Genomic DNA, 24,079 nt, shown 5'->3' with positions numbered 1-24,079 from the left:
ATTTTAAAAGCTCTTTTGCGTATTTTAGACCTAGCTCGTAAGCTTTAGCATTTGCTTCTTTGACCTTAGCTGGTACGCTTGCTAACATCTCTTCACGCACTAAATTTTCATCCATGCACCTACTCATAGCCACCGCCACGCCAAGGGCGACGACACTTTGAGTGATGACATTTCCGACCTCGTCTTTTGCGATAGAGATGATAGGAATTTCATAAATTTTCCAGTGCTTTTTATCTTCATCACTTACTTTTACCAAATTTGGCTCAACCACGATCGCACCGCCCTCTTTTACGCCGCTTTTAAAGGCATCGTAGCTTATCTGTGCGGTTGCTAGCATAAATTCTATCTCGCCCTCGTTTGCATAGGGGTATAAAATTTCCTTCTCATCAAGTATGATATCAACCTTTGTTGGGCCACCACGCACCTGAGATGTGTAGGTAGATGCCTTGATGCCGTATCCGCCTGCCTTTATCTTGGCAGCTGAGAGAATCTCGCCTGCTAGTATGACACCCTGTCCGCCAACGCCGACAAATCTTAATTGTGACTTCATGCTAGCTCCTCAAAATTTATCGCTTCATTGCTCATGGCAGCCTTTCTTACCATGTCGTAAGCTTTGGTGTATTCGATCTTTTCTTCATCTTTATGAAGCACACCAAGTGGAAAAATGCCCTTTTTCTCCTCGTCGCTTAGCATGTCAAATTTGACCTTGCTCGTCGTGCGACCCTTTATCCACTCTAAATTTTTGACCGCCTCACCCATTTTGTTCTTGCGGCCTAAATTTATATGGCAGTTTGAAAATACATCAAAAAAGCTGTATCCATCGTGGCTAAAGCCCTCTACAAAGAGCTTTGTAAGCTTCTCTGGCTCGATGACGCTACCACGCGCGACAAAACTAGCGCCTGCGGCGGTTGCGAGCTTACAGGCGTCAAAGCTAGGGTCGATGTTGCCATACTGCGCTGTGACCGTCCACATGCCCTTTGGTGTGGTTGGGCTGGTTTGAGAGTTGGTTAGCGCATAGATGAAGTTGTTTATTAGGATGTGATTTAGCCCGATATTTCGGCGGCATCCGTGTATCGTGTGATTGCCTCCGATCGCTAGTCCGTCGCCATCGCCAGTTACTACGATGACGTGCTTGTCTGGGTTTGCCATCTTTACGCCAGTTGCGTAAGCTACGGCTCTGCCGTGAGTTGTGTGGATGGTGTTGCAGTCGAGGTATCCACTAAAGCGGCCAGAGCAGCCTATGCCTGAGACTACGCAAACGTCGTTCATATCCCAGCCCATGGTGTCGATAGCGCGGATGAGTGCCTTTAGTATGACGCCATCGCCACAGCCCCAGCACCAAAGAGTAGGCATTTTATCTGTTCGTAAATATTTATCGTAATTAAAAGCCATAAATTTCTCCTATCTTCGCCTCGATCTCGCTTGGGCTTATTGGTCTGCCGTTTGCTTTTAGCAGTTTTGCAAAGTCATCTCTTAATATGATCTTTGAAATTTCGCCACTATACTGACCTAAATTTAGCTCGCAGACTAAAATTTTCTTAAATTTATTTGATATCTCTTTTAGCTTTTTAGCTGGAGCTGGAAAAAGTGTGAGTGGCTTAAATAGCCCTACTTTTAGCCCTTTTTCGCGTAAATTTAATATCGCTTGCTTAGCTGAAAGCGCCACACTACCAAAGGCGATGATGCAAATTTCTGCGTCATCAAGCATAAACTCTTCAAATTTCTCACACTCATCAGCGTGTAAATTTATCTTATTAAATAGCCTATTCATAGAGTATTCAACGATCTTTCCATCTTCTGTTGGAAAGCCAGTAGCGCCGTGATGAAGCCCAGTTATATGGTAGTGATAGCCTTTAAAGAAAGGATTTAGCGTGGCTGGCTCATCTGGTGCGGCCTCATAAGGTTTATACTCTTTTGGCTCGCCATTAAATTCTCTTCTTTTATAAATTTCTAGCTCGCTAATCTCTGGCAAACGCACCCTTGCTTGCATATGGCCTATCGTCTCATCAAGTAGCAGCATAACTGGCGTCATAAACCTAGCTGCGAGGTTAAACGCACGCACGGTCTGCGTATAGCACTCCTCAAGGCTGCTAGGTGCTAGCACTATCATATTTATATCGCCATGAGTTGGGTTTTTAGCCTGCAAAATATCACCTTGTGCGACGCGGGTTGGCAAGCCAGTTGAAGGGCCGCCACGCATTACGTTTACGATGACAAGCGGTATCTCAGCGATAAAGCCAAGGCCTATTTGTTCAGCCTTTAGTGAAATTCCTGGACCTGAGCTAGCAGTCATTGCCTTAGCACCACTCGCACTTGCGCCAAGAGAAACTGAAATCCCAGCTATCTCATCTTCCATTTGTATAAATGTGCCGCCATGTTTTGGCAAAAGCACGCTTAGCTCGTGGGCGATCTCGCTACTTGGAGTGATAGGATATCCACCAAAGAAGTTACAGCCACACTCGACCGCAGCCCTTGCTACTAGGGCATTTCCGGTTGATACTAGCTCTCTCATGCGCTCTCTCCAAGCTTTGCAAATTTATTTGCCTTTACGGCAGTAGCTCGCTCTTTGCTCTCAGGCGTTAGCTTTGCAAATTTGAAGCCTTTTTCAGCCACATAAATAGCAAAATCAGGGCAATGAAGCTCGCAGTCGCGACAGCCTATACATGAGTCAGCATAGACGACCTCTATCATCTTACCAAGCACCGCCTTTGGCTCAAGTCTCATCGCTAGCACACCTGCTGGGCAGTAGCTCACACAGACATCACAGGCTTTACACCTGCTCTCATCGACCCAAACAGGTACATTTTCTTTTACTATCATCTATATTCCTAATCTAAATTTTCTTTTAAAAATTTAATGTTTTTTCTAATATCAGCTTCGCTTTTACTTAGCTGCTCTTGCTCACTTTCATTTATATTTAGCTCTAAAATTTCTTTTAAGCCATCACGTCCAAGCTTTACTAGCCTGCCGCAACTTAGCTCATCATCAAGAAGTACGCTAGCGCTTAAAATTTCATCACTCTTGCCCATGATCGCTTCACACATTTTCACAACTGCAGCCGCTGGTGCGTAGTAAGCTGAAGTGCCAAGAAGCTTAACGATCTTTGCGCCACCTGTGCTTGTCTCTTTTTTAAGAATTGCCAACTCATTTTCGTTTAAATTTTCGCTGATATTACTAGCAGATACGATCATCTCATCGTTGTGAGCGCCAATTATCTTTGTCTTTAGCCCTTTTGCATCTTTATCTTTTAGAAGTGCTAGCTCATATCTGCATCTTGCACCATCAAGCTCACCAGCCATGCCGATCACTTTATTTTTGCTAAAACCGCTAAATTTATGAGCCGTCCAGACCATCACATCAAGCGGATTTGTCACGACGATTATCACCGCATTTGGTGCAAATTTTGCGATATTTTGAGCTGTTTGCTTTACAACGACGGCATTTTTAAGAAGTAAGTCCTCTCTTGTTTGACCCTCTTTCCTTGGGCTTCCAGCAGTTACCACTACGATATCACTGCCCTCTATTAGCATAAAATCATCGCCACCACAAACGATAGTTTTAGCGTTAAAAACGCAGCTTGACTGTGCTAGATCGATAGCCTTTGCACGTGCCACGTCACCAAATATATCCACAAGCGCGATCTCATCGCAAACTTCTCTCATGCAAAGCGCATAAGCTATGCTCGCACCGACGTTTCCTGCTCCAACTATACTTATTTTCATTTTCTCATCCTATTATTTGATTTAAAATTTTACTTGGTCTCATGACCTCATTTGCTTTTACTTCATCTGGCAAATAATATCCGCCAAATTCCACGCTTGCACCATCATTTTGTCTTAACTCTTTTAGAATCTCATTCTCATTTTTCTCTAGCTCGTCTGCTAAATTTTCAAAAATTTTACTTAAATTCCCGCCACTTTTTGCCATCTCTCTTGCCCAAAAAAGTGCCAGATAAAAGTGCGACTCCCTAGTATCAAGAGTGGCATTTGGCGTTTTGTTTTCATCAAGATAGCTAGCAACCGCTCTATTTAGCGCATCACTTAGCTCTTTTGCCTCTTTTTTTTGCTTAACAAATGCCAAATGCTCGAGCGAAGCACTAAGCGCTAAAAACTCGCCGAGACTATCCCAAAGTAAATGATTTTTCTCTTTTAGCTCTTTTACAAGAGTTGGGGCCGTTCCGCCAGCACCTGTTTCAAACATCGCTCCACCAGCAAGTAGCGGCACAACTGAGAGCATTTTTGAGCTGCCACCTAGCTCAAAGATCGGGAAAAGATCGGTTAAATAATCTCTTAAAACGTTACCAGTTACGCTTATAACGTTTTTGCCAGCTCTTATTGCCTCAAGCGTTTTTGTAGTGGCTTGCTCGTAGTTTAAAATTTCAAATTTTACGCCAGCGCTAGCAAATTTCTCTCTAAATCTTTCAAATTTAGCTATCAAATTTCTATCGTGAGCACGGCTACTATCTAGCCAAAATATAAGTTCATCTTTTGAAATTTCGCCTCTTTTTAAAGCAAGCTCAAACCACGCATTTATGGCATCTTCTTTAGCTTGCGTCATCCTAAAAATATCGCCACTTTTGACGCTAAATTTAAAGACGCTCTCGCCAGCTTCGTCAAAAACTACAAATTCTCCGTCCTCTTTTGCGATAAAAGTCTTATCATGGCTGCCGTATTCCTCGGCCTTTTTAGCCATTAGCCCAACGTTTGCCACACTGCCTATGCTGCTCACATCAAGCGCACCATGCTCTTTAAAGTCCGCCACGCAGGCCTCATAAACCCTAGCGTAGGTCCTATCTGGGATCATACAAAGCGAGAAATTTAGCTCGCCGCTTCTATCTTTTATCTTACCAGAGTTTCTAATGAGTGCTGGTACGGAGGCGTCGATGATGACGTCATTTGGCACGTCAAAGTTGCTGGTATTTTCATTTAATACCCAAATTTTTGCCTTTTTGCTCAAAATTTCATCAAATTTAGCCAAAATTTTATCTTTATTTTTAAGAGTTGAAATTTTAGAAAACATATCTTTTAAGCCGTTTTTTGCCTCAACGCCGTGAGCCTTAAATTCATCGCCAAATTTTTCAAAAACATCTTTAAAGTAGCTCTTTATCGCGTGAGCAAAGATGACTGGGTCACTAACCTTCATCATCGTGCATTTTAGATGAAGGCTAAGGGTTAAATTCTCTTTTAAAGCCGTCTCGAAGCAACTTTCATAAAATTTATCAAGCTCTTCAACGCTTAAAAATGTGGCATCTACGATCTCGCCACTTTGAATGGCAAGCTCTTTTAAAAGCTCTTTTTTGCCATCTTTACTTATGAAATTTATATAAAATTTCTCATCTTTACTAGCGACTATTGAGCGCTCATTCTCATAAAAATCACCCTTTTGCATGTAGCAAATTTTAGTTTTATTTGCCTTGTCCCAGTCGCCGTTACTGTGAGGATGCTTTTTGGCAAATTCTTTAACTGGTGGCAAGACTCTTCTATCTGAGTTTCCTTGTCTTAGCACTGGATTAACCGCGCTTCCTAGCACTTTTTGGTATTTTTTAGCAACCCCTTCGTCGTAATCCGTGATGATCTCATCTGGATAAAATGGCACGTTTATGCCTTTGCTTCTAAGCTCCTCTATCGCTGCTTTTAGCTGAACAAGCGTGGCTGAGATGTTTGGCAGCTTAATGATATTTGCCTCTTTGTGAGCGGTCAGCTCGCCTAAAAGCTCCAGCTCATCGGCCTTATTTAGTCCAAGCTCTTTGCTAAAAAGAGATAAAATTCTCCCAGCTAGGCTAATATCGGCCCTAGTTATACTAATGCCAGCGCGTGATAAAAAGCTCTTTACGATAGGAAAGAGAGAGTAGCTTGCAAATAGTGGTGCTTCGTCAGTTTTAGTCCAGATAATGTCACTCATTTTAGCCCTTTTATTTTTTTAAAATTTATCACTTTCTTTATTAAATCTCGTTGTATTTTAGGCATTTGCCGCAAATTCTAGCTCTATTTTCCTATATTTTGGTTGTGCTCGCTTAAGGTTTTTGAAAAAATGTGTTTTTTCGCCTTTTTATCAAGCACAAAGTATAAATAATCGCTCTTTGCAGGATTTATCGCCGCTTTGATCGCACTTATCGAGACCGAGCAGACTGGACTTGGCGGAATGCCGTCATTTAGATAGGTATTAAACTCGCTCATATCGCTTCTTATGCGCTCAGCCGTGATCACATCGTGCGAATAAATTCCATAGTTTAGTGTGCCGTCCATCTGCAGCCTCATGCCCTTATTTAGGCGGTTATAAATGACTGAGGCGACAAGTGGCATCTCAGCGTCATTTGCCGCTTCTTTTTGGATGATCGAAGCGATCGTTAAAATTTTAAACCATTTTTTCTCATTGTATTCGCCAAAAATTTTATTGCTGATCTCGCTTTGAGCCTTTCTTGATGAATTTACAAGATAAAAAGCAAGGTGTCTTTCGCTGATGCCAACTGGAATTTTATATGTATTTGGCATCAAAAAACCATCACCAACTGGAGCAAGGGCGTTATATTCGCTATTTAGCTTAACTGGATCAAGTCCTAGCTGGGCGGCGATCTGGTTTAAAAAAACGATAGTCGTTTCGCCTGGTATTAGCGTTATCTCGGTTAAAGCTGCTTTTGATTTTGCAAGTTTTTTTAAAAAATCAACCCTTGAAATTTTGTCTTGGCCGATCTCTATCCAGCCAGATTGTGGAGAGCCGATAAAAAGTATGGCGTATTTGTCTATCACGCTTAAGTTAAAGTTGCGATTAGCTAAATAAGATATAATCTCGCCCACACTTCCCTTTGGTATAAAAACGACCTTGCTTGTGTTTATAGGGCGTGCCAAATAGACAAAAATACTTAGGAAAATGATGGCTACGATATCAAAAAAAATGTCTAAATATGGCTTTTTCATAAAATTTTTTATCATCTTGATTCTTTCATTTATCTTACTTTTAAAATACGGCATAAAAATTAACGATTTCGAGTTTTACGGCGTAAAATTGGAGCAATTATATATAAAATTAGATAAAAAAATAATTGCAAGAGCAAAGCAGATAAAGCTCCCAAATTTTAAGAAAGAGAGCAAGCAAAAAAGCAGCGATGAGCGCCTTTTAAATCTTAGTAAAAGCGTAGATTTTATAGATACGATTTTTCAAGAAATTTCACTTGAAAATGTGCAAATAGGCGATGATTTTAAACTAAAAATTCTATTTTTAGATGATATATTTTTTGTTGATAGCCCTTATTTAAATGTGGATATTAAATTCCAAAACGAACAGCAAGACGGAATAGATCTTTTTAGCGTTAGAAATTTAAGCTTTAAGGATTTTAACGTCAGCATTAGCGGCGAAGGAAGTGCAGATTTTGATAAAAATGACTATAAATTTGAAGGAAATTTCACCTCTCATGAGCTGCACGGTAAGCTAAATTTTGCCCTAAAAGATACATTTTTAACTTACAAAGCTTACGATGTCGAGGCTGGAAGCATTAAAAACTTCATTGATGAGCTTGACAGACGCATAGAGCTAAATAGTGAAGTTAAAAGCTGGATATATGGATACATCGTTGCTGATGATTACGAGCTTAAAGAGATAAATGGCAAGGCTGATCTAGCTAAAAATAACTTTTATCTAAATAATCTAAATGCCACCGCAAATACTAAAAATTTGCTCGTTAAATTTGAAAAAGGCTTGCCAGCCGTAAATGTAGGCGAAGCAAATATCACGCTTAAAAACTCAAAGCTTAAATTTGATCTTATTTCGCCTATTTACAAGGGCAAAAAGCTTGATGGCTCAAGCGTTGTGATAAATAATATCTTTGATGAAAAAAGCGCAAATTTAGAGCTACTTATAAAGACAAAATCGATCTATGATGAAGCTATAAATGAGATATTAAAAGCCTATAAGATCATCGTGCCAGTAAGGCAGCTAAGCGGAAAAATGGACGCTAGCTTAAAAATTTTAATAAAGCTTGATGAGAAAAGCTTAGAAAATTTTGATGAAAAAAGCGTCATTGCAAATGGAGAATTTAAGCTAAGTGACGCGGTTTTAGAGATTGCTGGAAGTAAATTTAATACCAAAAATGCTCTCGTAAAGCTTATAAATACGACGAATTTAAACATCGATGCTACTGGCTTTGGACTTGAGTTTTTTAAAGCAAATGCCAAGGCTGATATAAATTTACAAAAAAGTACTGGCGAGATAAAAGGCGTGATAGAAAGCTTTGATCTAAAAGAGAAAAATGATGAAATTTTAGCCTTTAAAAATGAGCCATTTAGCGCATTTTTAGACTTTAGCAAGGCTGATGAAACTTTGCTTAAGATAGAGCCATTTGGACTTGATATGAGCTTTGGCAGTGAAAGTAAAATAGCAACAAAAAATAGTAAATTTTTCATAGAGAACTCACCTGTTTTAAAGCAAAACGGCGTGCGTGGTTTTGATGAACTTAGTATAAAAAGTAAGGATTTTACTGATCTTGAAATTTTTGCCAAAGAGGTAAACTTTGACTTGCCGTTTTTAGATAAAAATGGCTCAAAGTACGAAAATGACGATCTTAAAATTTTAGTCTCAAAAGCTGGTGTGAAGGTAGATAGTGCAAGTAAAAAGCTAGACCTAGACATAAAAGAAAAAGCCATAAACGTAAAAACTCAAGATATAAATTTGCTAGTGCTTGACGATAACAAAACCAGCGAGCAAAGCACGCCGCTTGAGCTTTTAGCAAAAAATGGCGATATCATTTTAAGGGATCTAAACAAGACCTTGCCATTTGCTAGCTTTAGCGCCGAGAAAAAGGGCAAAAGCACCTCGCTAAATGGGCTAGCAAAACAAGGAAGAGTTGGCTATTTTAACGATGAAAAGAGTATAAATTTAGACGCAACCGACATAAGCGGAGAATTTATCAACGACCTTTTTGGCATCAAGAGTTTTGAGGGTGGTAAATTTCGCCTGAAACTACTTGGAGAAAACTCTAAGAATTTCAAGGCAGAGGTGAGATTTTTTGATACTTTTTTAAAGGATTATATCTTTTATCAAAGACTGCTTAGCTTTTTAAACTCGGTTCCATCGCTTCTTAGCTTTAAAACGCCTGACTTTAATGACAAGGGCTTTACCGTTAAAAATGGTAAAATTTTACTCACTAGAAATGGCGATATGATCGAGTTTTTAGCGATTGAAATGATAGGCACAAGTGCTGATATCGGCGGGCGTGGCACGATCGATCTAAAGAGTAAAAAGATAAATATCGACCTTGAGCTAAAGCTACTAAAAGACGCTAGCAGTATCATTGATAAAATTCCACTGGTAAATCAAATAATCCTTGGCAAGGACCGCTCGCTCTCAACCGTCATCGCCATACGTGGCACTACCGATAAGCCTGAATACTCGACACAGATCTTGCAAGACGCCTTGCTTTCGCCACTAAAGATAATAAGAAACGTGATTCAGGCTCCGTTTTTGATATTTGAGTAGTTTAAATCTACAACGCACGAAAATTATAGAAAAATTATTGGCTGCTTCTAAAGCCAAGAGTGGCACTCATTTTTGATTAACTATACTAACCTCGGTTCGTAAAGCGCATAATGCTTAAATTTTACTAGTCAAAAAACATCAAAAGCTAAAGATCAAGGCTTTGATAGCTATTTTTTGATACTACAACTATTAAAATATTTTGATAAAAAACATAAAATTTTACATATAAAAATATGTAAAATTTACTTCATCTCAAGGCGCATGAGATACATCTCCTCGCCGTCAGTTACCTTTAAATTTTGGCTTTTACACTTTGGACAAGTAAAGTCATTTTCGCTAAGTTCCCCACCAAATCCACATTCCAAGCACTCAATAACAATGCCTTGTAAATTTATCACAAGCTCGGCGTTTTCGCATATCGTATCAGCCTTATAAACATCAAAGGCGCTCTCTAGATAATGAGGCTCTACTCCGCTTAAACGGCCCACCTTTATCTCGATCTTGCTTATCTCTTTGGCATTTTCTTTGGCGGCATTTTTCTCGCAAAGGCTGACTAAATTTTGAACGATACTAAGCTCGTGCATTAGCAGATCCTTGGCAGTAGCTCGCCCTTTGGCGGCTCGAGAAATCTTCTTGATTTATAGGCGTTTTCGATGATGACACGCTCGTTTTTTGCTTCCATTACCTCGCCTATTATCATCGCATTTTTATCAAATTCTCTTAAAATTTCTAGTGCAGTCTCGGCCTCGCTCTCATCAACAGCCATCACAAAAGTGCCCTCATTTGCAAGCTCATAAGGCTCAAAACCAAATAGCTCACAAACGCCCATAACTTCGTCAGCTACCTTGATATTTTCTTCAAAAACCAAGATGTCAAATTTACTAAATTTAGCCCACTCATTTAGCACCGCACTTAGTCCACCCCTTGTCGCATCACGCATGCATTGCGGCTTTATGCCAGCACTAAATAGCCTTAAAGCAACCTCTTTTAGGCTCTTGCAGTCACTTTTTAGATCAAGTCCGAGCTCAAATTCTTCTCTTGCTGCAAGCACCACACCGCCGTGTCTGCCAACATCTCCAGAGATTAAAATTTTAGCCCCTGCTTTTAAATTTTTAAGCTCTACGCCCTCGCAAACTATCTCGCCGATACCTGCTGTGTTTATAAAAATTTTATCGCATTTGCCTTTTGGCACAACCTTTGTATCACCACAAACTACGCTTACGCCACTTTCTTTGCAAGTTTTTGCAAGCGAGCCAAGCACCTTTTCAAGCTCCTCTATACTAAGCCCCTCTTCGATGATGAGCGAGCAGCTTAGATATTTTGCGCTTGCTCCAACCATCGCTAGGTCGTTTATCGTGCCACAAGCTGCGATCTTGCCGATATCGCCGCCATTAAAAAAAATGGGAGTCACGACAAAGCTATCAGAGCTAAATGCGATCTTGCCGTTTAAATTTAATATCGCTGAGTCATTGCTTTGCCTTAAAATTTCATTATCAAAAATTTTAAATATCGTCTCGTTTATAAGCGAGTTCATCTCCTCGCCGCCGCCGCCGTGGCTTAGCATTATCTTTTTCATTAAATTCCTTAACCAACTCTTGCATATTTAAAATATGCCGCACAAGCGCCCTCGCTTGAGACCATGCACGATCCTATCGGATTTTGCGGGTTGCAAACCTTGCCAAAGACTTTACACTCTGTTGGCTTTGCTAGCCCTCTTAAAATTTGCCCACAAATGCATGCCTTGCTCTCGCCAGCGCTCTCTACGCTGCAGTCAAACTGCACTCTAGCGTCAAGATAGGCAAACTCGTCTTTTAGCTTCATACCGCTTTGTACTATCTCGCCAAGCCCTCTCCAGACAAAGTCGCACGGCTCAAAGTACTTAGCGATGAGCTCTTTTGCCTTGACGTTGCCCTCCTCTTTAACCGCCCTTGCGTACTCGTTGTAGACTTCATGTGTGCCTGCATTTTGCTGACGGACTAAATTTAGCACACTTGCCATGATGTCAAGTGGCTCAAAACCGCTAATGGCGATCGGTCTTTTAAACTCATCTGCTAGCTCTTTGTAAATTTTACTTCCAGTGATGACACTTACATGGCTTGGGCCTAAAAATGCATCTATCCTCACGTTTTCATCGCTCATTATGGCTCTAACTGGAGCTGGGACGGTTACGTGATTTATATGAAAGTATAAATTTTTAATGCCCTGCTGAAGCACTTTTTCAACCAAATTTGCGCTCATTGGCGTCGTTGTCTCAAAGCCAATGGCAAAAAATATGACCTTTTTTTCTGGATTTTGCTTAGCGATATTTAGCGCATCAAGTGGAGTGTAAAGTGCCCTTATGTCGTGCCCCTCGCCACGAAGCTTTTGCAAGCTTGTCTTTGAGCCTGGCACTCTTAGCATGTCAGCTAACGTACAAAAGATCACATTATCCATGCTAGCTAGCTTACAGGCCTCATCTATGCGGCTCTTTGGCATCACGCAGACCGGACAGCCTGGGCCGTGGATGAAATTTATATGCTCTCCAACTAAGCTTGGCAGTGCAAATTTCATAATGCTATGCGTGTGGCCGCCACAAATTTCCATGATATTTAGGGGCTTTGTGCTCTCTTTTTGGATGAGTTTTGAAAGGGCTAGGATTAAATTTTTATCGCGAAAATCATTTATAAGATCCATCAAATTTTCCCCGCATCCATATCATCAGCGATCTTTTGATAGACCTCTAAGCTTTCAAGCGCAAACTGCGTATCGATCTTTTGCATAGCGTATCCTACGTGGATTAGCACATATTCGCCAACTTTTACCTCTTCAGAGATGAGATCTAGGCTTACCTTTCTAGTAACGCCCAGAGTCTCAACGGTAGCAACGTTATTTTCATCTATTTCTATTACTTTTGAAGGGATCGAGAGGCACATTATCTTAGCTCTTTTTTAAATTCCAAATAACTTATCCATTTATCGATGCCCTCGCCTGTTTTGCTATCTATCACAAAGATATCGACCTTTGGATTTAGCTTTCTAGCGTCGTTTTTCACTCGCTCGATATCAAAGTCAAAGTGTGGCGCAAGCGATGCTTTTGTGATTAAAAGCACGTCAGCAGCCCTAAACATCACTGGATATTTGCTCACCTTGTCATCGCCCTCTGGTACTGAAAGAAGCACAGCGTTAAAGTGTGAGCCAACGTCGTAGCTTGCAGGGCAGACTAAATTTCCAACATTTTCTATAAAGACTAGATCAAGCTCGTTTAGTGGCAGGTGGTGAAGCCCCTCATGTACCATAAATGAGTCCAAGTGACAGGTCTGACCTGTGCTTATCTGATGAGCCTTCGCACCAGCTTTTACTATGCGGTCGGCATCTTGATTTGTCTCAAGATCGCCCTCAACAACGCCTATTTTAAACTTACCAGCCTTTATCGTAGCTTCTAAAAGCGTCGTCTTGCCAGCGCCTGGGCTACTCATTAAATTTACGCAAAGTATCTTTTTCTCATCAAGATGAGCTCTGTTGTGAGCGGCCTCTTTGTCGTTTTCAGAGAGAATTTTCTCTATCACGTCTATGGTTTTGCTCTCATTTAGCACAGGGTGTGCGTGAGCCTCGTGGCTATGCTCATGTGCGTCATGAGCGTGATCTGTATGTCCATCATGAGTGTGTGGGTGCGAGTGAGTGGTGCCATCAGCGTGAGTGTGAACGTGGGCGTGATTACCCATTGAACAACCGCAATCTTTACACATTTTTTCATCCTTTTTTATTAATTTATGGAGATTTTAACTCTTAAATTTAAAAATAAAATTAAAATTTAGGAGTTTTTGCAAATAGATCAAAATTAATTAATTTATTTAAATTTTTATTTAAATTTAAAAATATAAATAAAATTTGCATAAGAATTTTGACTAAATTTACTTTACTCTTTTTGCCTAATCTCATCCAACTTATCAAAATTTTCATCACCAAGTAGTTTTTTACTATTTTTTTGGGCATTCTTTTGGATTATTAGATCCTTTAGTCTAGCCTTGCCATTATCCATAACCATCAAAACAGCATATGCATTAACATCTTCTTCTCTCATTTCATTTTCAGTATTAGCCGCACTATCAGGTGACATATAAAACTGCTCTATGCCGTATTTTACGAGCGAGTAGCCATCATATCTACCAGCTAAAAACACTCCATTTTCTGGCTTGCTTGCACTAAATTTTGCAAAGCCGTAAGTGCCATTAACATCTGGTTTTAAAATAGCATAAACTCTAGCTCCATCTCTTACTCTCTCATCGTATTGGTCGATATAGCGGTCATCTTTATCATTTTCGTCAAAATTTCTTGAGTGAAAATTTGAAAATTCATAGTTTAAATCAACATAGTTTCCGCGAAAAAGATCTCTTGGATCATAAAGATTGACCCTTACTCTTACCTCTTGCCCAAAATAAAGCGGCATAAGCGCGTAGCCAAGCATAATGCCAATAAGCAAAATTTGAAAAACTATAGCTACTATTAAGAATTTTATCTTCATTTTTTACGTCCTTTTCTAGCGACAACTAGCACTATGAAAGCAAACACCATAAATAGCGCCGTAGCACCAATATAATCACCTATGAGTTGGAAATACCTCACGGCTGCAACCAAAAATATCATACAAAGACCGAGTTTTAACTCACCCTTTTTGATAAGAACCGCAGCTGTTATGATATTTGCGAGCGAGAAAAATATATTTGCGTAGCCAGGCCCGTAGCTAAAGACAAATGGCAACGACACAAGCAGTGCCCCAAGTAGCAAGCCACTCTTATTTTTTTCTTTAAAAAATAGTACAAAATAAGCAACACTAAATAGGATAAAGACAAAGCCAAAGTTGCTTTTAAAAAACGACTTCACAAACCAAAGCTCTTCATCTCCAACCTCAAATAAATTTCTTTCTTCAAATAAAAATAGACAAAATAACAACACAAAAACGCCAAAATTTTTACCAAATTCTTTCGTAAATACGCCAAGCCCTACTCTAAACTTATCTAGTAGAGGCGAAATGCTGATAAGTAAAAGTGCATAAGATAGCGATACGATCGCAACCATCGGAAGTCCAAACAAAAATCCATAATCAAATATCGCTCTAAGACCACTAATGTAGCCGCAAAATGAAATGATGTATATAAAAATATCTATAAAAAGCACAAAAGCAAGCCATTTTGAGTCGTCTTTGTAAAGCGTATATGCGCCAAGTGCTATAAAAATGATAAAGCCAAAACCAAAGTCGCCCTGATAAGTTATCATAAAAAACCAAACTGTCGCAAAGATAAGACTTTGGGCTACCAACACACCTTTTTTACTAGCAAAAGAAACCGCAAACGCCCCGATACTCCAAAGCAAAATACCACCGCTTGGCTCATCGCTAATGTTATAAATTTGAGCAATAAGAGCGATCGCCGCACCAAAGCAGAAATTTCCAAGAAAAAACATCGCCGTTGATAGATTTTCTTTTCCCTTTGCGAGATAGTAAATTCCACCAAAATTTATAAGCCCAAGCACAAACAACACAAGTGTTAAACGTCCTAGTCTTGGTATCTCTTCCCAGTTTGCGCCAACGAGCGTAAAAAAGGCTAGCGCAAAAAAGAGATATGCTACGAGTTTTAAGACAAAACTCATCTTGTCACTATGAGCGTCAGGGTCGATGTCATATAAATTTGCTATTTTTGTAGCGGTCTCTTTATCGACTATTCCGTCACTTTGCCACCGATCCAGCTCTTTTGTTAGAAAAATTCTATTTAAAAAGTTCATTATTCACACTCTCTTTTATAAGATATACAAAACACCAAATTTCCAGCCAGTACCTTAAATACCGTATTTATGTCCATTGACACTGCCTTAGTCTTTCAATAAAAAATATAATTGTGATTTAAAATATAAAAAAATACAGAAGCTAAAATGCCACCGATAATAAAAATTTTTAGCAAGGTAGCTTGGGCCAGATTCCTAAGCTTTGCTTTAAAAATTTCTCGCTTAAGTCTAAACCCAAGTAAAAAGAAAAAAACGGCCATCAAACTATCATTTACCAAAAGGATAAGGGGCTTTTGTATCGGCGATTTGCCAAAATTTAGCCTTGTATCGATTTGTAAAAATGAGTTATAAAAACTGCTTAAAAAAACATTTTCAAAGATAAATGCCACTAAAGCAGCAACGATAAGAAAAATACCGCTGCTAGCTTCACCTATAAAAAAACCCCTAAAATTCCTAAAACACATAAAGACCCTTAAAAAAAACTAAAACCTAGGAATAGCTGCCCTTGTGAGTTTAGAAAATTTTACACCCTTTAAGCCGGCGATCCTTTCAGCAAAGCGTTCAATTTTGCCAGCCTCGCCTCTTATTGAAATCGTTTCTAAGCAGTTATGATGATCGACATGAACATGGTTTGTGCAGATGATTTTCACATCAGAGCTATGCTCTATATCCATCTTTTTATTCACCAAATCGTTGTGATGATGCATATAAATGAGCGTCAAAACCCCGATCAACTCCTCACTAGCGTCCTTCCAGCTATCACTTACGATCTTTTCGCGTATCAAATCCCTCGTAAATTCGCTCCTAGAAGCGTAGCCTTGTTCGCTAACCTTTTTATCTAGTTCGTCAAGTAACTGACTAGGTAAAGAAACACTAAAACGTATAACACTATCCATTTTCTGCTCCTTTCTTGTTTGATTACCGTTTATAATCATTATACATCACTTATTAGAAAATGTGGATAAATAATAATAAATTTGCCCTAAATTTACGTTAGAATCGTTGCTACAGAATTTTTTATTGATATAAAATTTCAAATTTGCTTTAGTAAATTTTTTGTAAATAAGTTCGAGTAAAGTCTTATTTTGAAAAACTCCGCCGCTTAGCAAAATTTCAATTTTTTCTTTTTTTGAAATTTCAAAAATAATATCAGCCAAGCCGTTTATAAATGCCGTTGCAGCCACTCTTGGCTCATCTTTTAAAGCACTTTTAAAAGCTTCTTTAAAGCTGATCACTTCATTATCTAGAATAAATTTATAACACGCATCTAAATTTTTATCATAAAGCGCTTCAAGCCTCATACCACTCTCGCCCTCAAAACTCGAGTGAAAAAGCCCACAAATAATCGCTCCAAATGCGTCAAATATCCTACCAACTGAGCTAGTCTTTACTAAGTTTAATCCTTTTTGCTCCATTTTTTTAAAATTTGCAAGCATTTTTTCATCAAAATTTACTAAAAATTTACTAGCTTCGTCCTCAAGAGAGTATTTTAAAATAATAGAATATGCGATTAGATAAATATTTTTGATGCTGTTTTCGCCTCCAAATAGGCTAAATTCATCAAAATGATAAATTCGCTCGTAACTCTTTTTATCTAGCCTAAAGACCTCGCCACCCCAAATTTTGCCATCCTCCCCGTATCCAGTGCCATCAAAGCAAAAGCCAAGGTACTTTTTATCTGCTAGATCATTTTCAAAGATCACACTTAGCAAATGCGCGTAGTGGTGCTGCAAATGAATGAGCTCAAAGCCCTGATCCTTTGCCCATTTTGTATTTAAAAAATTTGGATGCAGATCGGCTACAACTTTATCGATTTTTAGGTTGTAGGTCTTTTCAAAAAGGGTAAAAATATCTTTAAATCTATCAAAAGTCGCTACGTTTTTTAGATCGCCAATATATGGGCTAATCATCAAAAGCCCGTCTTTGTAGATACAAAATGAACTTTTTAGCTCCGCTCCAAGGGCTAAAAATGTCCCTTTTTGCTTGAAATTTGTATGGATGAAATTTGGATTTAAGCCACGGCTCGTCCTTGTAAAAATCGTCTCATCACCAACGCAAAATGCGATACTATCGTCACTTGGCGAGTAAATTTCTCGGTCGTGATCAAGATAAAAATCTATGACGTCACCTAGCTTTTCTCTTAGCTCGCTCTCATCTTTTATCACAACTTCGCCTGAGATGTTTGCGCTAGTTGCGATGATGTCGTGTTCAAGATAGTCAAATAGCAAAAGATGTATGCCACTAAATGCGAGCATGACGCCAAGCTTATTTAAATTTGGTGCGACACTTTTTGCGATATTTGAGCCATTTTTTGCTTCAAGCAGGACGATTGGCTTTAAATTTGAGCTAAGAAGCTTCGCCTCCGCCTCTGAAATTTGCGCTATCTCTCTAGCATTCTCTAAATTTTTACTCATCAGAGCAAAGGGCTTGCTTGGGCGGTGTTTTCTAGCTCTTAGCTCGCAAACTGCGGCTTCATTTGTCGCGTCACAAACCAAATGAAAGCCACCAAGTCCCTTAATGGCTAAAATTTTGCCTTCGTTTATGAGCCTAGCTGCCTCTTTAGCCGCTTCGTTCCCACTAGCCAAGACTTTGCCAAATTTATCTTTTAGATAGAGTTTTGGTCCGCAATTTGGGCAAGAGATCGGCTCTGCGTGGTAGCGGCGATTAAGCGGGTCTTTATACTCGCTCTCACAAAATTTACACATTTTAAACTCGTTCATCGTCGTATTTGCCCTGTCATAAGGCAATGCTTTGATGATGGAAAATCTAGGCCCGCAGTTGGTGCAGTTTATAAATGGGTATTTGTAGCGTGGATTTGTGGGGTCATAAAACTCACGCAAGCAGTCATCACAAAGTGCGTAATCAGGCAAGATAGGAGCTTGCTTGGCAGCTCTCTTTGAAGCGATGATCTCAAGCTTTTCATAAATTTTATCTATCTTAATCTTCTTAAGCTCATCGATCCTAGCAAGTGCTGGTAGCTTCTCATAAAGCTCTTTTTCAAAAGCCAAAAAGCTAGCCTCTTCGCCGCTAAAATTTAGCTTCACACCCTCATCATCGTTGTAAATTTCGCCAACTAGCTTAAATTTGTCCGCCAAAGTATAGACAAAAGGTCTAAAACCAACGCCTTGAACTAAGCCTTTGATCTCGTATCTAAAGCTTGATCTCAATGCCAAATCCGGGGTCAAAATTTGTTTTTATATTTGGGTTTAGGTGCTTTTTTATCAAGTTGCTAACTACCTTATTATAAAATAAATCCCCGCTTAAAGTAACATTTTTGATATTAAATTTATCTCGTTTTTCATAGCTAAAATCGCTCAAAAAGTGCGCCAAAGACTCGGTGCAACCAAAGCTGATGTTCTTCTCTCCAGCGCCAGCAAGGACAAACGAAATGATACTTTTTACAAACTTAACCCCGTCTAAACCAAAGTCATCTTTCATCTTGTAATCGATCCTAACGCCCTTTTGACCGCTAAAATCACTTGCCATAAGGAGCAAATTCTCCCCTGCTTTTTTAAAGTCATCACTTAAGCCAAGTATGCGCCCAGCTATGCAAAACAGCGAGAAAAAGCTAGCATTTGAGCTAAATTTACCACTTGGTAAAGTATGCTCTTTGCTGAAATTTTCAAGTAGCCTTTCGCCGCCCTCCTCGGCTCTTATGAGCTCATAAATTTCTTCAAAGCTACTAAATTTTGGCAAAAATAGAAGCTGTGTTTTGCTTGATTTTGAAAGTAGGCAAATTTCGTCATCACTAAATTTGCTAAATTTTAGCCCCAAAGCTATATCGCTAAAATTACTAAGCTCAAATTCCTCGTTTTTTGTATAGAAAAATGGGCTTAAAACTGCGCTACTTTCAAGCAAAGTAAGCCTTGAAAGAGCGTTTTTTTGCTCCTTTACTTTAACGCTTAAAAAGCTAAAATTTTCTTTATTTAGCTGCTCGCAAATGGCGTAAAGAAAAAGGTCATTTGGTGCCATCACGTCAAAAAATAGCGGCGCATCCTCGTGATTTTGTCTATAAATGGCTGTCGTCTTTAGTGCTAAAAGTGGCTTTTCAAAGCTAGCTAGAAATGTCAAAACTCTATCATCGGCGATAAAAATTTTTGGTAGCTGCTTTAAATTTACAGGCATCAAGAAATTTGCGTCAAAATTTACACCAAGAGAAATTTCATATAAATTTTTATCTTGCTCTATGCAAACGCTCTTGCCGTTTTTTAATAAATTTAGGCAAGCTTTTAGCTTTTCATTAAAATTACCAAGCGTTATCTCACCCTCAAATTTACTCTCACACAGCACACCACTTTCATTTAAGATAGCCTTTTCGCTAGCCAAAAATGTGCTCGCTTGAGTCGGAGTTAGTCCACCAAATTTTATCTCATTTATCTTACTATCTTCATCAAGCTCACTTGCAGCCAAGACCTCACTGTGCTTTATAAAAAGACTAAATGGCAAGAGCGCGCTTGCTTTATTTGCTACGCTCTCAAGCTCACTGGCATTACCACTTACCTTTAGACAAATTTCATCTTCTTTGCACTTTAGGCTATGAGCTAGATCGCCAGCAAGCAAGCGTAAAAATGGCACTAGAAACGAAGCGTCCTTGTGGCAAGTAAATTTAAAAGCAAGTATCATTTTAAACCTTTTTTAGCGTATTCATCAACGATATCATTTAGGGTAAAATTTGCCACCTTTTCACACTCAAAATCAAGCTCTTTTAAGTGATCAAGCAGCGTTTTTTCTAAAATATTAGAAGCGTTTATAACCTCATCTGAGAGGCTAAAATTTGATGATTCTATGCGGCTAGGCACGATGCCTAAAATTTTAGTCATAGGTCTATCGCCTGCAAGCTCCATTAGATGAAGGGTCTGAAGCATCTCGATCTCGTGAGCCGAGCCGTCCCAGCTGATAAAATTTGGTACATTTAGAAAGTCAAAGAAATAAACATCGCCCACGCTTGCACCATTTGCGCTAATACAATCAACGACGATAAGATAGTCAAATTCGCTTATAATGTGAGTTAGAGCGAGGGCTAAAGTGCCCCCGTCCATTAGAGTAAGCTCATTTTTAGAACTTGTAAATTTATAGTTTTTAGCCATCAAATTTACAAAATGAACACCTATGCCCTCATCGGCAAACATCACGTTGCCGATACCAAGAACCAGCACTCTCATCAGTGTTCTTTTACAAATTTATAGCCACTAACGATAGCGTCCATCGCTCCATTTTTGCCTTTAACGGCGTTAAATACCGCCATATAAACATGAATCGGCACAAAAATCATAATGACCCACATACAAATTCTATGTATCGTTCTGACATTTGCTAATCCACCCATAAGCTCTTCAAAAAATCTTGCTGGCTCATAAAGCGCTCCGCCAAGTCCTTCATGATAAACATGAACATAAAGCACAAGACCACTTAGGCAAATAAGAGTCAAAATAAGATAAAAGAAAAAGTATGAGGCAAACTGTAAAGGATTATAAACGCCCCTTAAATGCGGGTGTGGCCCCATAAAAAGATAGTATTTGATCTGTGCGATCCAAATTTTTGGATTTAGAAAATCAACCACACTCATCCACTCTTTTTTGCTGTGTTTATCAAAGACAAATAGATAAAATTTAAAGATAAACGCCGCTATCAGCACAAAGCCAGCGATCTGGTGAGCCATACGCCACTTTGCTTGCATAAAATTTGTAGGCTCGCTCGTGATCTCTGGACTCACAAAAACGTATGAGATATAGTAGCCGCTCACAACTAAAAGTGTGATCGCTGCAAATCTAATCCAGTGTGTCAGCCTAACGCCGATGGAGAATTCGTATTCGCTGATCCTGTCAGCATTTTTATGTGACATATTCTCTCCTTACAAATTTGGATTTATCTTATAAGTACTCAAATCATTTCCCTTTGTATCCATAACATGCACAGCACACGCGATGCAAGGATCGTAAGAGTGAATTTTTCGTATTATCTCAAGTGGTTTTGAAAGATCAGCGATCTTTAAACCAACTAAGCACGCTTCGTAGCTTCCCATTTGGTTTTGCGCATCTTTTGGAGAGGCGTTCCATGTGCTTGGCACGACTGCTTGCCAGTTTGTGATAACACCATCTTTTATGCGACACCAGTGGCTAAGCGCACCTCTTGGAGCATTGCCTTGGAAATTTCCTTTGTACTCTTTTTTGTTATCGATTACATATTTTGCGCAAGTCTCTTGATCTGATTTTAAATTTTCTACCAAGGCATTAAATGCATCCATTGTATGCTCTGCGACTACTTTTGCCTCAAGCATACGAGTAGCGGTTCTGCCTAGAGTTGAAAAGACTGCGTTTAGTGGCAAGCCACTCTTTGCTAAAAACTCATCAACTACCTTTTTAACTCTTTCATTGCCTCTAGCGTAGTTTATAACGATACTTGCTATTGGACCCACTTGCATAGGCAAGCCATCATATCTTGGTGCTTTGATCCAGCTATATTTACCTTTTGTATCAAAAAGCTTACTATGAGCTAGTTTGCCCTCGGCATCTATGCTCTCGCCGTCAATAAGACCTGTGTAGTTTGCCTCAGTCTCGCCGTCATATGGGTGAAGCGCTTTGTCGTTTTTATACCAAGACCTAGTAGCTTCTTCAGTGATTTTATTTTCATCAATATCATAAACCTTGTTAAGATCGCCATTTAAGATATAGCCACCTTTAAATAGATGATCATTTTTGCCGATCAAAAACTCATCGTAGCAGAGTAAATTTGCCACACCAACGTCGTTTAGAACGCTTGGCTCATTACCATAAGCTTTAGCCGCCATCAAGATATCTGGATAGTAAGCTCTATCAACAAATTCTTTGATCTCGGCAAATTTACTCATATATTCGCCCATTCTAGCTGGATCCATAAGGTCCATCACGCAAGTCACACCGCCAACTGTTAGGCTTTGTGGATGTGGGTTTTTAGCACCAAAGATCGCCATCATCTGAGCTGCTGTTCTTTGGATTCTTAAGCACTCTAAGTAGTGAGAGAGGACGATTAAATTTTGCTCTGGCGTAAATTTATATGTGCTATGTCCCCAGTATGCGTTGGCAAATGGTCCAAGATTGCCCTTTTTAACAAAGGCTTCAACTCTCTCTTTTACCTCTTTTAGCTTGTCAGCTCCCGTGGCAAACGGAAGATCAGTATATTTAAACGCCTCTTCGCTAGCTTTATGCACATCTGCACTTAGTGCGGAGACCACGTCCGCCCAGTCAAGGCCGTGAAGCTGATAAAAATGCACGATGTGATCGTGAAGATATAAAGCTGCATTCATAAGCGTTCTAGTTAGCTCTGCATTTAGTGGAGGCTTGATGCCAAGGGCATTTTCAACTGCGATAATGCCTGCTCGGTAGTGTGAGTATGTGCAAACACCACAAATTCTTTGCATGAAAAAGCCAGCATCTCTTGGGTCTCTGCCTTTTACGATCTGCTCTAAGCCACGCCAAAGAGTTGAGCCAGAGTAAGCCTCTTTTACGATATTATTTTCATCTACGACAACTTCTATTCTTAAGTGTCCCTCGATACGTGTTATAGGGTCTATTACTATTCTTTTTTCACTCATTTTTTCGCCTTATTCTTTATCTTTACTCATAGAAGCTATAACAGCGTGAGCTGCTATGCCAATGCCTGTAAGAGCTAAAATTCCAATGCCAACTTTATCGCTGACATTATCAGCTCCAAGACCTAAAACAGTATCAAAGAGTCTATCTGCCATAGGCTCTTCAAATGGTCCCATCGTATCCCAAAAGTCTGGCTCTGAGCAGCCTATACAGCCGTGACCTGCTTGAACTGGCCACGATGTGTGCTGGTTAAATCTCTCGCGTGAGCAGTTATTAAATGTATATGGACCTTTGCAACCTACTTTGTATAAGCAGTAGCCATTTTTTGCACCTTCATCGCCAAAGTTTTGGACAAACTCGCCAGCGTCAAAGTGACCACGTCTTTCGCAAAGATCGTGAATTCTTAAACCATAAGCCCATTTTGGTCTATTATAAACATCAAGCGCTGGAAGTGTGCCAAAAAGCAAGAAGTGAAGCACGTTGCCAACGATATTTTTCTCACTTGGTGGACAGCCCGCAACATTAATAACTGGCCTATCAGTTACCTTTGAAAGTCCCACTGAATTTGATGGGTTTGGCCTTGCAGCTTGAATGCCACCAAAGCTAGAACAGGTACCGATCGCAAAGATAGCAGCTGCGTCTTTTGAAGCATTTACAGCATGAGTTTTACCTGTTGTGCCATGAGGTCCAACTGTTAGAAAATTTTCAGTCGCACCAGTTGGGATACCTCCCTCAACTAGCAGGATGTATCTACCTTTGTATTTTTCAATAGCACTCTCTAAATTTTCTTCAGCCTGCCAACCAGAAGCTGCCATGATAGTTTCGTGGTATTCAAGGCTTATGTAGTCAAATATAAGACTATCTATGCTTGGAGCATCGGTTCTTAGTAAGCTCTCGCTACAGCCTGTGCATTCTGCCATATGAAGCCATATCACAGGAAGCCTATCGCTAAGCTCAGCAGCACGAGCAACCATCGGTGTCATCGCACTTGGTAGAGCCATAAAAGCTGTCATCGCACCAGCCCACTTCATAAAATCACGCCTCGTAAAGCCTTTATCTTTTAAAAGCTGCGCAATACTCGAGTCGCTTTTCATCTTAGGCAACGCACTAAGCTCACTTAAGCGTCTATCTATCTTTTGACGCAAGTCATTATTCATATAAGCTCCTTTGCTTGAAAATTTTACTTTTGTTAATAATATCTTTGTTTAAAGAAGTAAAAAATTATTTTATAAAATTAATATTTATAATTAAATAAATTTTAACTAAAAAATTTAAAATCCATTTTTT

The 24,079-nt window shown here is 39.5% G+C and carries 23 protein-coding genes; 1 reads left to right on the top strand and 22 read right to left on the bottom strand.

From position 1 onward, the window contains the following. The 7 genes from F3G69_RS08735 to mltG all read right to left on the bottom strand — a co-directional run. On the bottom strand, positions 1-550 hold a 550-nt coding region (locus tag F3G69_RS08735), incomplete at its 3' end, for a 2-oxoglutarate:acceptor oxidoreductase subunit OorC (protein WP_103600488.1). Beyond that, positions 547-1,392 carry a 2-oxoglutarate ferredoxin oxidoreductase subunit beta gene (locus F3G69_RS08730; RefSeq protein ID WP_087580112.1) on the bottom strand — a complete coding sequence of 282 codons (846 nt, stop codon included), beginning with the start codon at positions 1,390-1,392 and terminating at the stop codon, positions 547-549. The genes F3G69_RS08735 and F3G69_RS08730, both read right to left, overlap by 4 nt. Further along, entirely contained in the window at positions 1,382-2,512 is a 1,131-nt protein-coding gene (locus tag F3G69_RS08725; RefSeq protein ID WP_149715011.1) for a 2-oxoglutarate synthase subunit alpha, read from the bottom strand. The genes F3G69_RS08730 and F3G69_RS08725 overlap by 11 nt, the downstream gene beginning before the upstream one ends. Continuing rightward, positions 2,509-2,820 (bottom strand): 4Fe-4S dicluster domain-containing protein, encoded by a 312-nt coding sequence (locus tag F3G69_RS08720; protein ID WP_149715010.1) that lies wholly within the window; start codon positions 2,818-2,820, stop codon positions 2,509-2,511. The genes F3G69_RS08725 and F3G69_RS08720 overlap by 4 nt, the downstream gene beginning before the upstream one ends. 8 nt (positions 2,821-2,828) lie before the next feature. Then, positions 2,829-3,722, bottom strand: a complete 894-nt coding sequence (locus F3G69_RS08715; RefSeq protein WP_149715009.1) for a lactate/malate family dehydrogenase — start codon at positions 3,720-3,722, stop codon at positions 2,829-2,831. A gap of 4 nt (positions 3,723-3,726) precedes the next feature. Continuing rightward, the gene (locus F3G69_RS08710) at positions 3,727-5,901 is read right to left on the bottom strand and encodes an NADP-dependent isocitrate dehydrogenase (protein ID WP_149715008.1); all 2,175 of its coding nucleotides are present in this window, start codon (positions 5,899-5,901) and stop codon (positions 3,727-3,729) included. Positions 5,902-5,984: 83 nt separating this feature from the next. Then, the gene (mltG, locus tag F3G69_RS08705) at positions 5,985-6,929 is read right to left on the bottom strand and encodes an endolytic transglycosylase MltG (protein ID WP_054196667.1); all 945 of its coding nucleotides are present in this window, start codon (positions 6,927-6,929) and stop codon (positions 5,985-5,987) included. 73 nt (positions 6,930-7,002) lie between these two features. On the opposite strand from mltG, the gene F3G69_RS08700 reads away from it, so the two are divergent. Beyond that, positions 7,003-9,468: a YhdP family protein gene (locus F3G69_RS08700; protein ID WP_149715007.1), complete on the top strand. Its 2,466-nt coding sequence runs from the start codon at positions 7,003-7,005 to the stop codon at positions 9,466-9,468. Between the two features lie 242 nt (positions 9,469-9,710). Here the strand turns inward: F3G69_RS08700 and hypA are convergent, their stop codons facing one another. The 15 genes from hypA to F3G69_RS08625 form a co-directional block, all read right to left on the bottom strand. Next, on the bottom strand, positions 9,711-10,052 hold the full coding sequence (hypA, locus tag F3G69_RS08695) for a hydrogenase maturation nickel metallochaperone HypA (protein ID WP_149715006.1): 342 nt from the start codon (positions 10,050-10,052) through the stop codon (positions 9,711-9,713). Next, complete coding sequence (hypE, locus tag F3G69_RS08690) at positions 10,052-11,044, bottom strand: hydrogenase expression/formation protein HypE (RefSeq protein ID WP_149715005.1); 993 nt, start codon at positions 11,042-11,044, stop codon at positions 10,052-10,054. The genes hypA and hypE overlap by 1 nt, the downstream gene beginning before the upstream one ends. Before the next feature lie 8 nt (positions 11,045-11,052). Next, positions 11,053-12,141, bottom strand: coding sequence for a hydrogenase formation protein HypD (gene hypD, locus F3G69_RS08685; RefSeq protein ID WP_149715004.1), 1,089 nt, complete (start codon positions 12,139-12,141; stop codon positions 11,053-11,055). After that, positions 12,141-12,380 carry a HypC/HybG/HupF family hydrogenase formation chaperone gene (locus F3G69_RS08680; protein WP_103559617.1) on the bottom strand — a complete coding sequence of 80 codons (240 nt, stop codon included), beginning with the start codon at positions 12,378-12,380 and terminating at the stop codon, positions 12,141-12,143. The genes hypD and F3G69_RS08680 overlap by 1 nt, the downstream gene beginning before the upstream one ends. Next, positions 12,380-13,192, bottom strand: a complete 813-nt coding sequence (hypB, locus tag F3G69_RS08675) for a hydrogenase nickel incorporation protein HypB (RefSeq protein ID WP_149715003.1) — start codon at positions 13,190-13,192, stop codon at positions 12,380-12,382. The genes F3G69_RS08680 and hypB overlap by 1 nt, the downstream gene beginning before the upstream one ends. 170 nt (positions 13,193-13,362) lie before the next feature. Beyond that, a complete protein-coding gene (locus F3G69_RS08670; RefSeq protein WP_149715002.1) occupies positions 13,363-13,968 on the bottom strand; it encodes a GDYXXLXY domain-containing protein in 606 nt (201 codons plus the stop codon). Further along, positions 13,965-15,224: a DUF2157 domain-containing protein gene (locus tag F3G69_RS08665; protein WP_149715001.1), complete on the bottom strand. Its 1,260-nt coding sequence runs from the start codon at positions 15,222-15,224 to the stop codon at positions 13,965-13,967. The genes F3G69_RS08670 and F3G69_RS08665 overlap by 4 nt, the downstream gene beginning before the upstream one ends. A 95-nt stretch (positions 15,225-15,319) precedes the next feature. Continuing rightward, a complete protein-coding gene (locus F3G69_RS09650; RefSeq protein WP_103601019.1) occupies positions 15,320-15,688 on the bottom strand; it encodes a Na+/H+ antiporter NhaA in 369 nt (122 codons plus the stop codon). 18 nt (positions 15,689-15,706) lie between these two features. Then, positions 15,707-16,120: a nickel-responsive transcriptional regulator NikR gene (gene nikR, locus F3G69_RS08655; protein ID WP_021091291.1), complete on the bottom strand. Its 414-nt coding sequence runs from the start codon at positions 16,118-16,120 to the stop codon at positions 15,707-15,709. A gap of 45 nt (positions 16,121-16,165) precedes the next feature. Further along, on the bottom strand, positions 16,166-18,391 hold the full coding sequence (gene hypF, locus F3G69_RS08650; RefSeq protein ID WP_149715000.1) for a carbamoyltransferase HypF: 2,226 nt from the start codon (positions 18,389-18,391) through the stop codon (positions 16,166-16,168). After that, positions 18,375-19,847 (bottom strand): hypothetical protein, encoded by a 1,473-nt coding sequence (locus tag F3G69_RS08645; RefSeq protein ID WP_149714999.1) that lies wholly within the window; start codon positions 19,845-19,847, stop codon positions 18,375-18,377. Before F3G69_RS08645 ends, hypF begins: the two co-directional genes overlap by 17 nt. Further along, positions 19,844-20,386, bottom strand: a complete 543-nt coding sequence (locus F3G69_RS08640) for a HyaD/HybD family hydrogenase maturation endopeptidase (protein WP_149714998.1) — start codon at positions 20,384-20,386, stop codon at positions 19,844-19,846. Before F3G69_RS08640 ends, F3G69_RS08645 begins: the two co-directional genes overlap by 4 nt. Then, positions 20,386-21,066, bottom strand: a complete 681-nt coding sequence (gene cybH / locus F3G69_RS08635; protein WP_021091370.1) for a Ni/Fe-hydrogenase, b-type cytochrome subunit — start codon at positions 21,064-21,066, stop codon at positions 20,386-20,388. Before cybH ends, F3G69_RS08640 begins: the two co-directional genes overlap by 1 nt. 9 nt (positions 21,067-21,075) lie before the next feature. Continuing rightward, positions 21,076-22,794, bottom strand: coding sequence for a nickel-dependent hydrogenase large subunit (locus F3G69_RS08630; RefSeq protein ID WP_149714997.1), 1,719 nt, complete (start codon positions 22,792-22,794; stop codon positions 21,076-21,078). Positions 22,795-22,803: 9 nt separating this feature from the next. After that, positions 22,804-23,949 (bottom strand): hydrogenase small subunit, encoded by a 1,146-nt coding sequence (locus F3G69_RS08625; protein ID WP_149714996.1) that lies wholly within the window; start codon positions 23,947-23,949, stop codon positions 22,804-22,806. Between the last annotated feature and the right edge of the window lie 130 nt (positions 23,950-24,079).

Source organism: Campylobacter concisus, from assembly GCF_902460625.1.
In the GTDB taxonomy this organism is placed as follows: Bacteria; Campylobacterota; Campylobacteria; order Campylobacterales; family Campylobacteraceae; genus Campylobacter_A; species Campylobacter_A concisus_AD.
The sequence above is the reverse complement of the archived record's forward strand: the minus strand, read 5'-3'. Positions and strand labels throughout refer to the sequence as shown.

What these genes read in the sequence shown, in the direction of transcription:
- F3G69_RS08715 (WP_149715009.1), bottom strand. Translation starts at nt 3,722, where the DNA reads ATGAAAATAAGTATAGTTGGAGCAGGAAACGTCGGTGCGAGCATAGCT.
- hypD (WP_149715004.1), bottom strand. Translation starts at nt 12,141, where the DNA reads ATGGATCTTATAAATGATTTTCGCGATAAAAATTTAATCCTAGCCCTT.
- F3G69_RS09650 (WP_103601019.1), bottom strand. Translation starts at nt 15,688, where the DNA reads ATGTGTTTTAGGAATTTTAGGGGTTTTTTTATAGGTGAAGCTAGCAGC.
- F3G69_RS08725 (WP_149715011.1), bottom strand. Translation starts at nt 2,512, where the DNA reads ATGAGAGAGCTAGTATCAACCGGAAATGCCCTAGTAGCAAGGGCTGCG.
- F3G69_RS08665 (WP_149715001.1), bottom strand. Translation starts at nt 15,224, where the DNA reads ATGAACTTTTTAAATAGAATTTTTCTAACAAAAGAGCTGGATCGGTGG.
- F3G69_RS08720 (WP_149715010.1), bottom strand. Translation starts at nt 2,820, where the DNA reads ATGATAGTAAAAGAAAATGTACCTGTTTGGGTCGATGAGAGCAGGTGT.
- F3G69_RS08645 (WP_149714999.1), bottom strand. Translation starts at nt 19,847, where the DNA reads ATGATACTTGCTTTTAAATTTACTTGCCACAAGGACGCTTCGTTTCTA.
- cybH (WP_021091370.1), bottom strand. Translation starts at nt 21,066, where the DNA reads ATGTCACATAAAAATGCTGACAGGATCAGCGAATACGAATTCTCCATC.
- F3G69_RS08640 (WP_149714998.1), bottom strand. Translation starts at nt 20,386, where the DNA reads ATGAGAGTGCTGGTTCTTGGTATCGGCAACGTGATGTTTGCCGATGAG.
- F3G69_RS08710 (WP_149715008.1), bottom strand. Translation starts at nt 5,901, where the DNA reads ATGAGTGACATTATCTGGACTAAAACTGACGAAGCACCACTATTTGCA.
- F3G69_RS08670 (WP_149715002.1), bottom strand. Translation starts at nt 13,968, where the DNA reads ATGAAGATAAAATTCTTAATAGTAGCTATAGTTTTTCAAATTTTGCTT.
- mltG (WP_054196667.1), bottom strand. Translation starts at nt 6,929, where the DNA reads ATGATAAAAAATTTTATGAAAAAGCCATATTTAGACATTTTTTTTGAT.
- F3G69_RS08680 (WP_103559617.1), bottom strand. Translation starts at nt 12,380, where the DNA reads ATGTGCCTCTCGATCCCTTCAAAAGTAATAGAAATAGATGAAAATAAC.
- F3G69_RS08630 (WP_149714997.1), bottom strand. Translation starts at nt 22,794, where the DNA reads ATGAGTGAAAAAAGAATAGTAATAGACCCTATAACACGTATCGAGGGA.
- hypE (WP_149715005.1), bottom strand. Translation starts at nt 11,044, where the DNA reads ATGAAAAAGATAATGCTAAGCCACGGCGGCGGCGGCGAGGAGATGAAC.
- hypA (WP_149715006.1), bottom strand. Translation starts at nt 10,052, where the DNA reads ATGCACGAGCTTAGTATCGTTCAAAATTTAGTCAGCCTTTGCGAGAAA.
- F3G69_RS08625 (WP_149714996.1), bottom strand. Translation starts at nt 23,949, where the DNA reads ATGAATAATGACTTGCGTCAAAAGATAGATAGACGCTTAAGTGAGCTT.
- hypB (WP_149715003.1), bottom strand. Translation starts at nt 13,192, where the DNA reads ATGTGTAAAGATTGCGGTTGTTCAATGGGTAATCACGCCCACGTTCAC.
- F3G69_RS08730 (WP_087580112.1), bottom strand. Translation starts at nt 1,392, where the DNA reads ATGGCTTTTAATTACGATAAATATTTACGAACAGATAAAATGCCTACT.
- nikR (WP_021091291.1), bottom strand. Translation starts at nt 16,120, where the DNA reads ATGGATAGTGTTATACGTTTTAGTGTTTCTTTACCTAGTCAGTTACTT.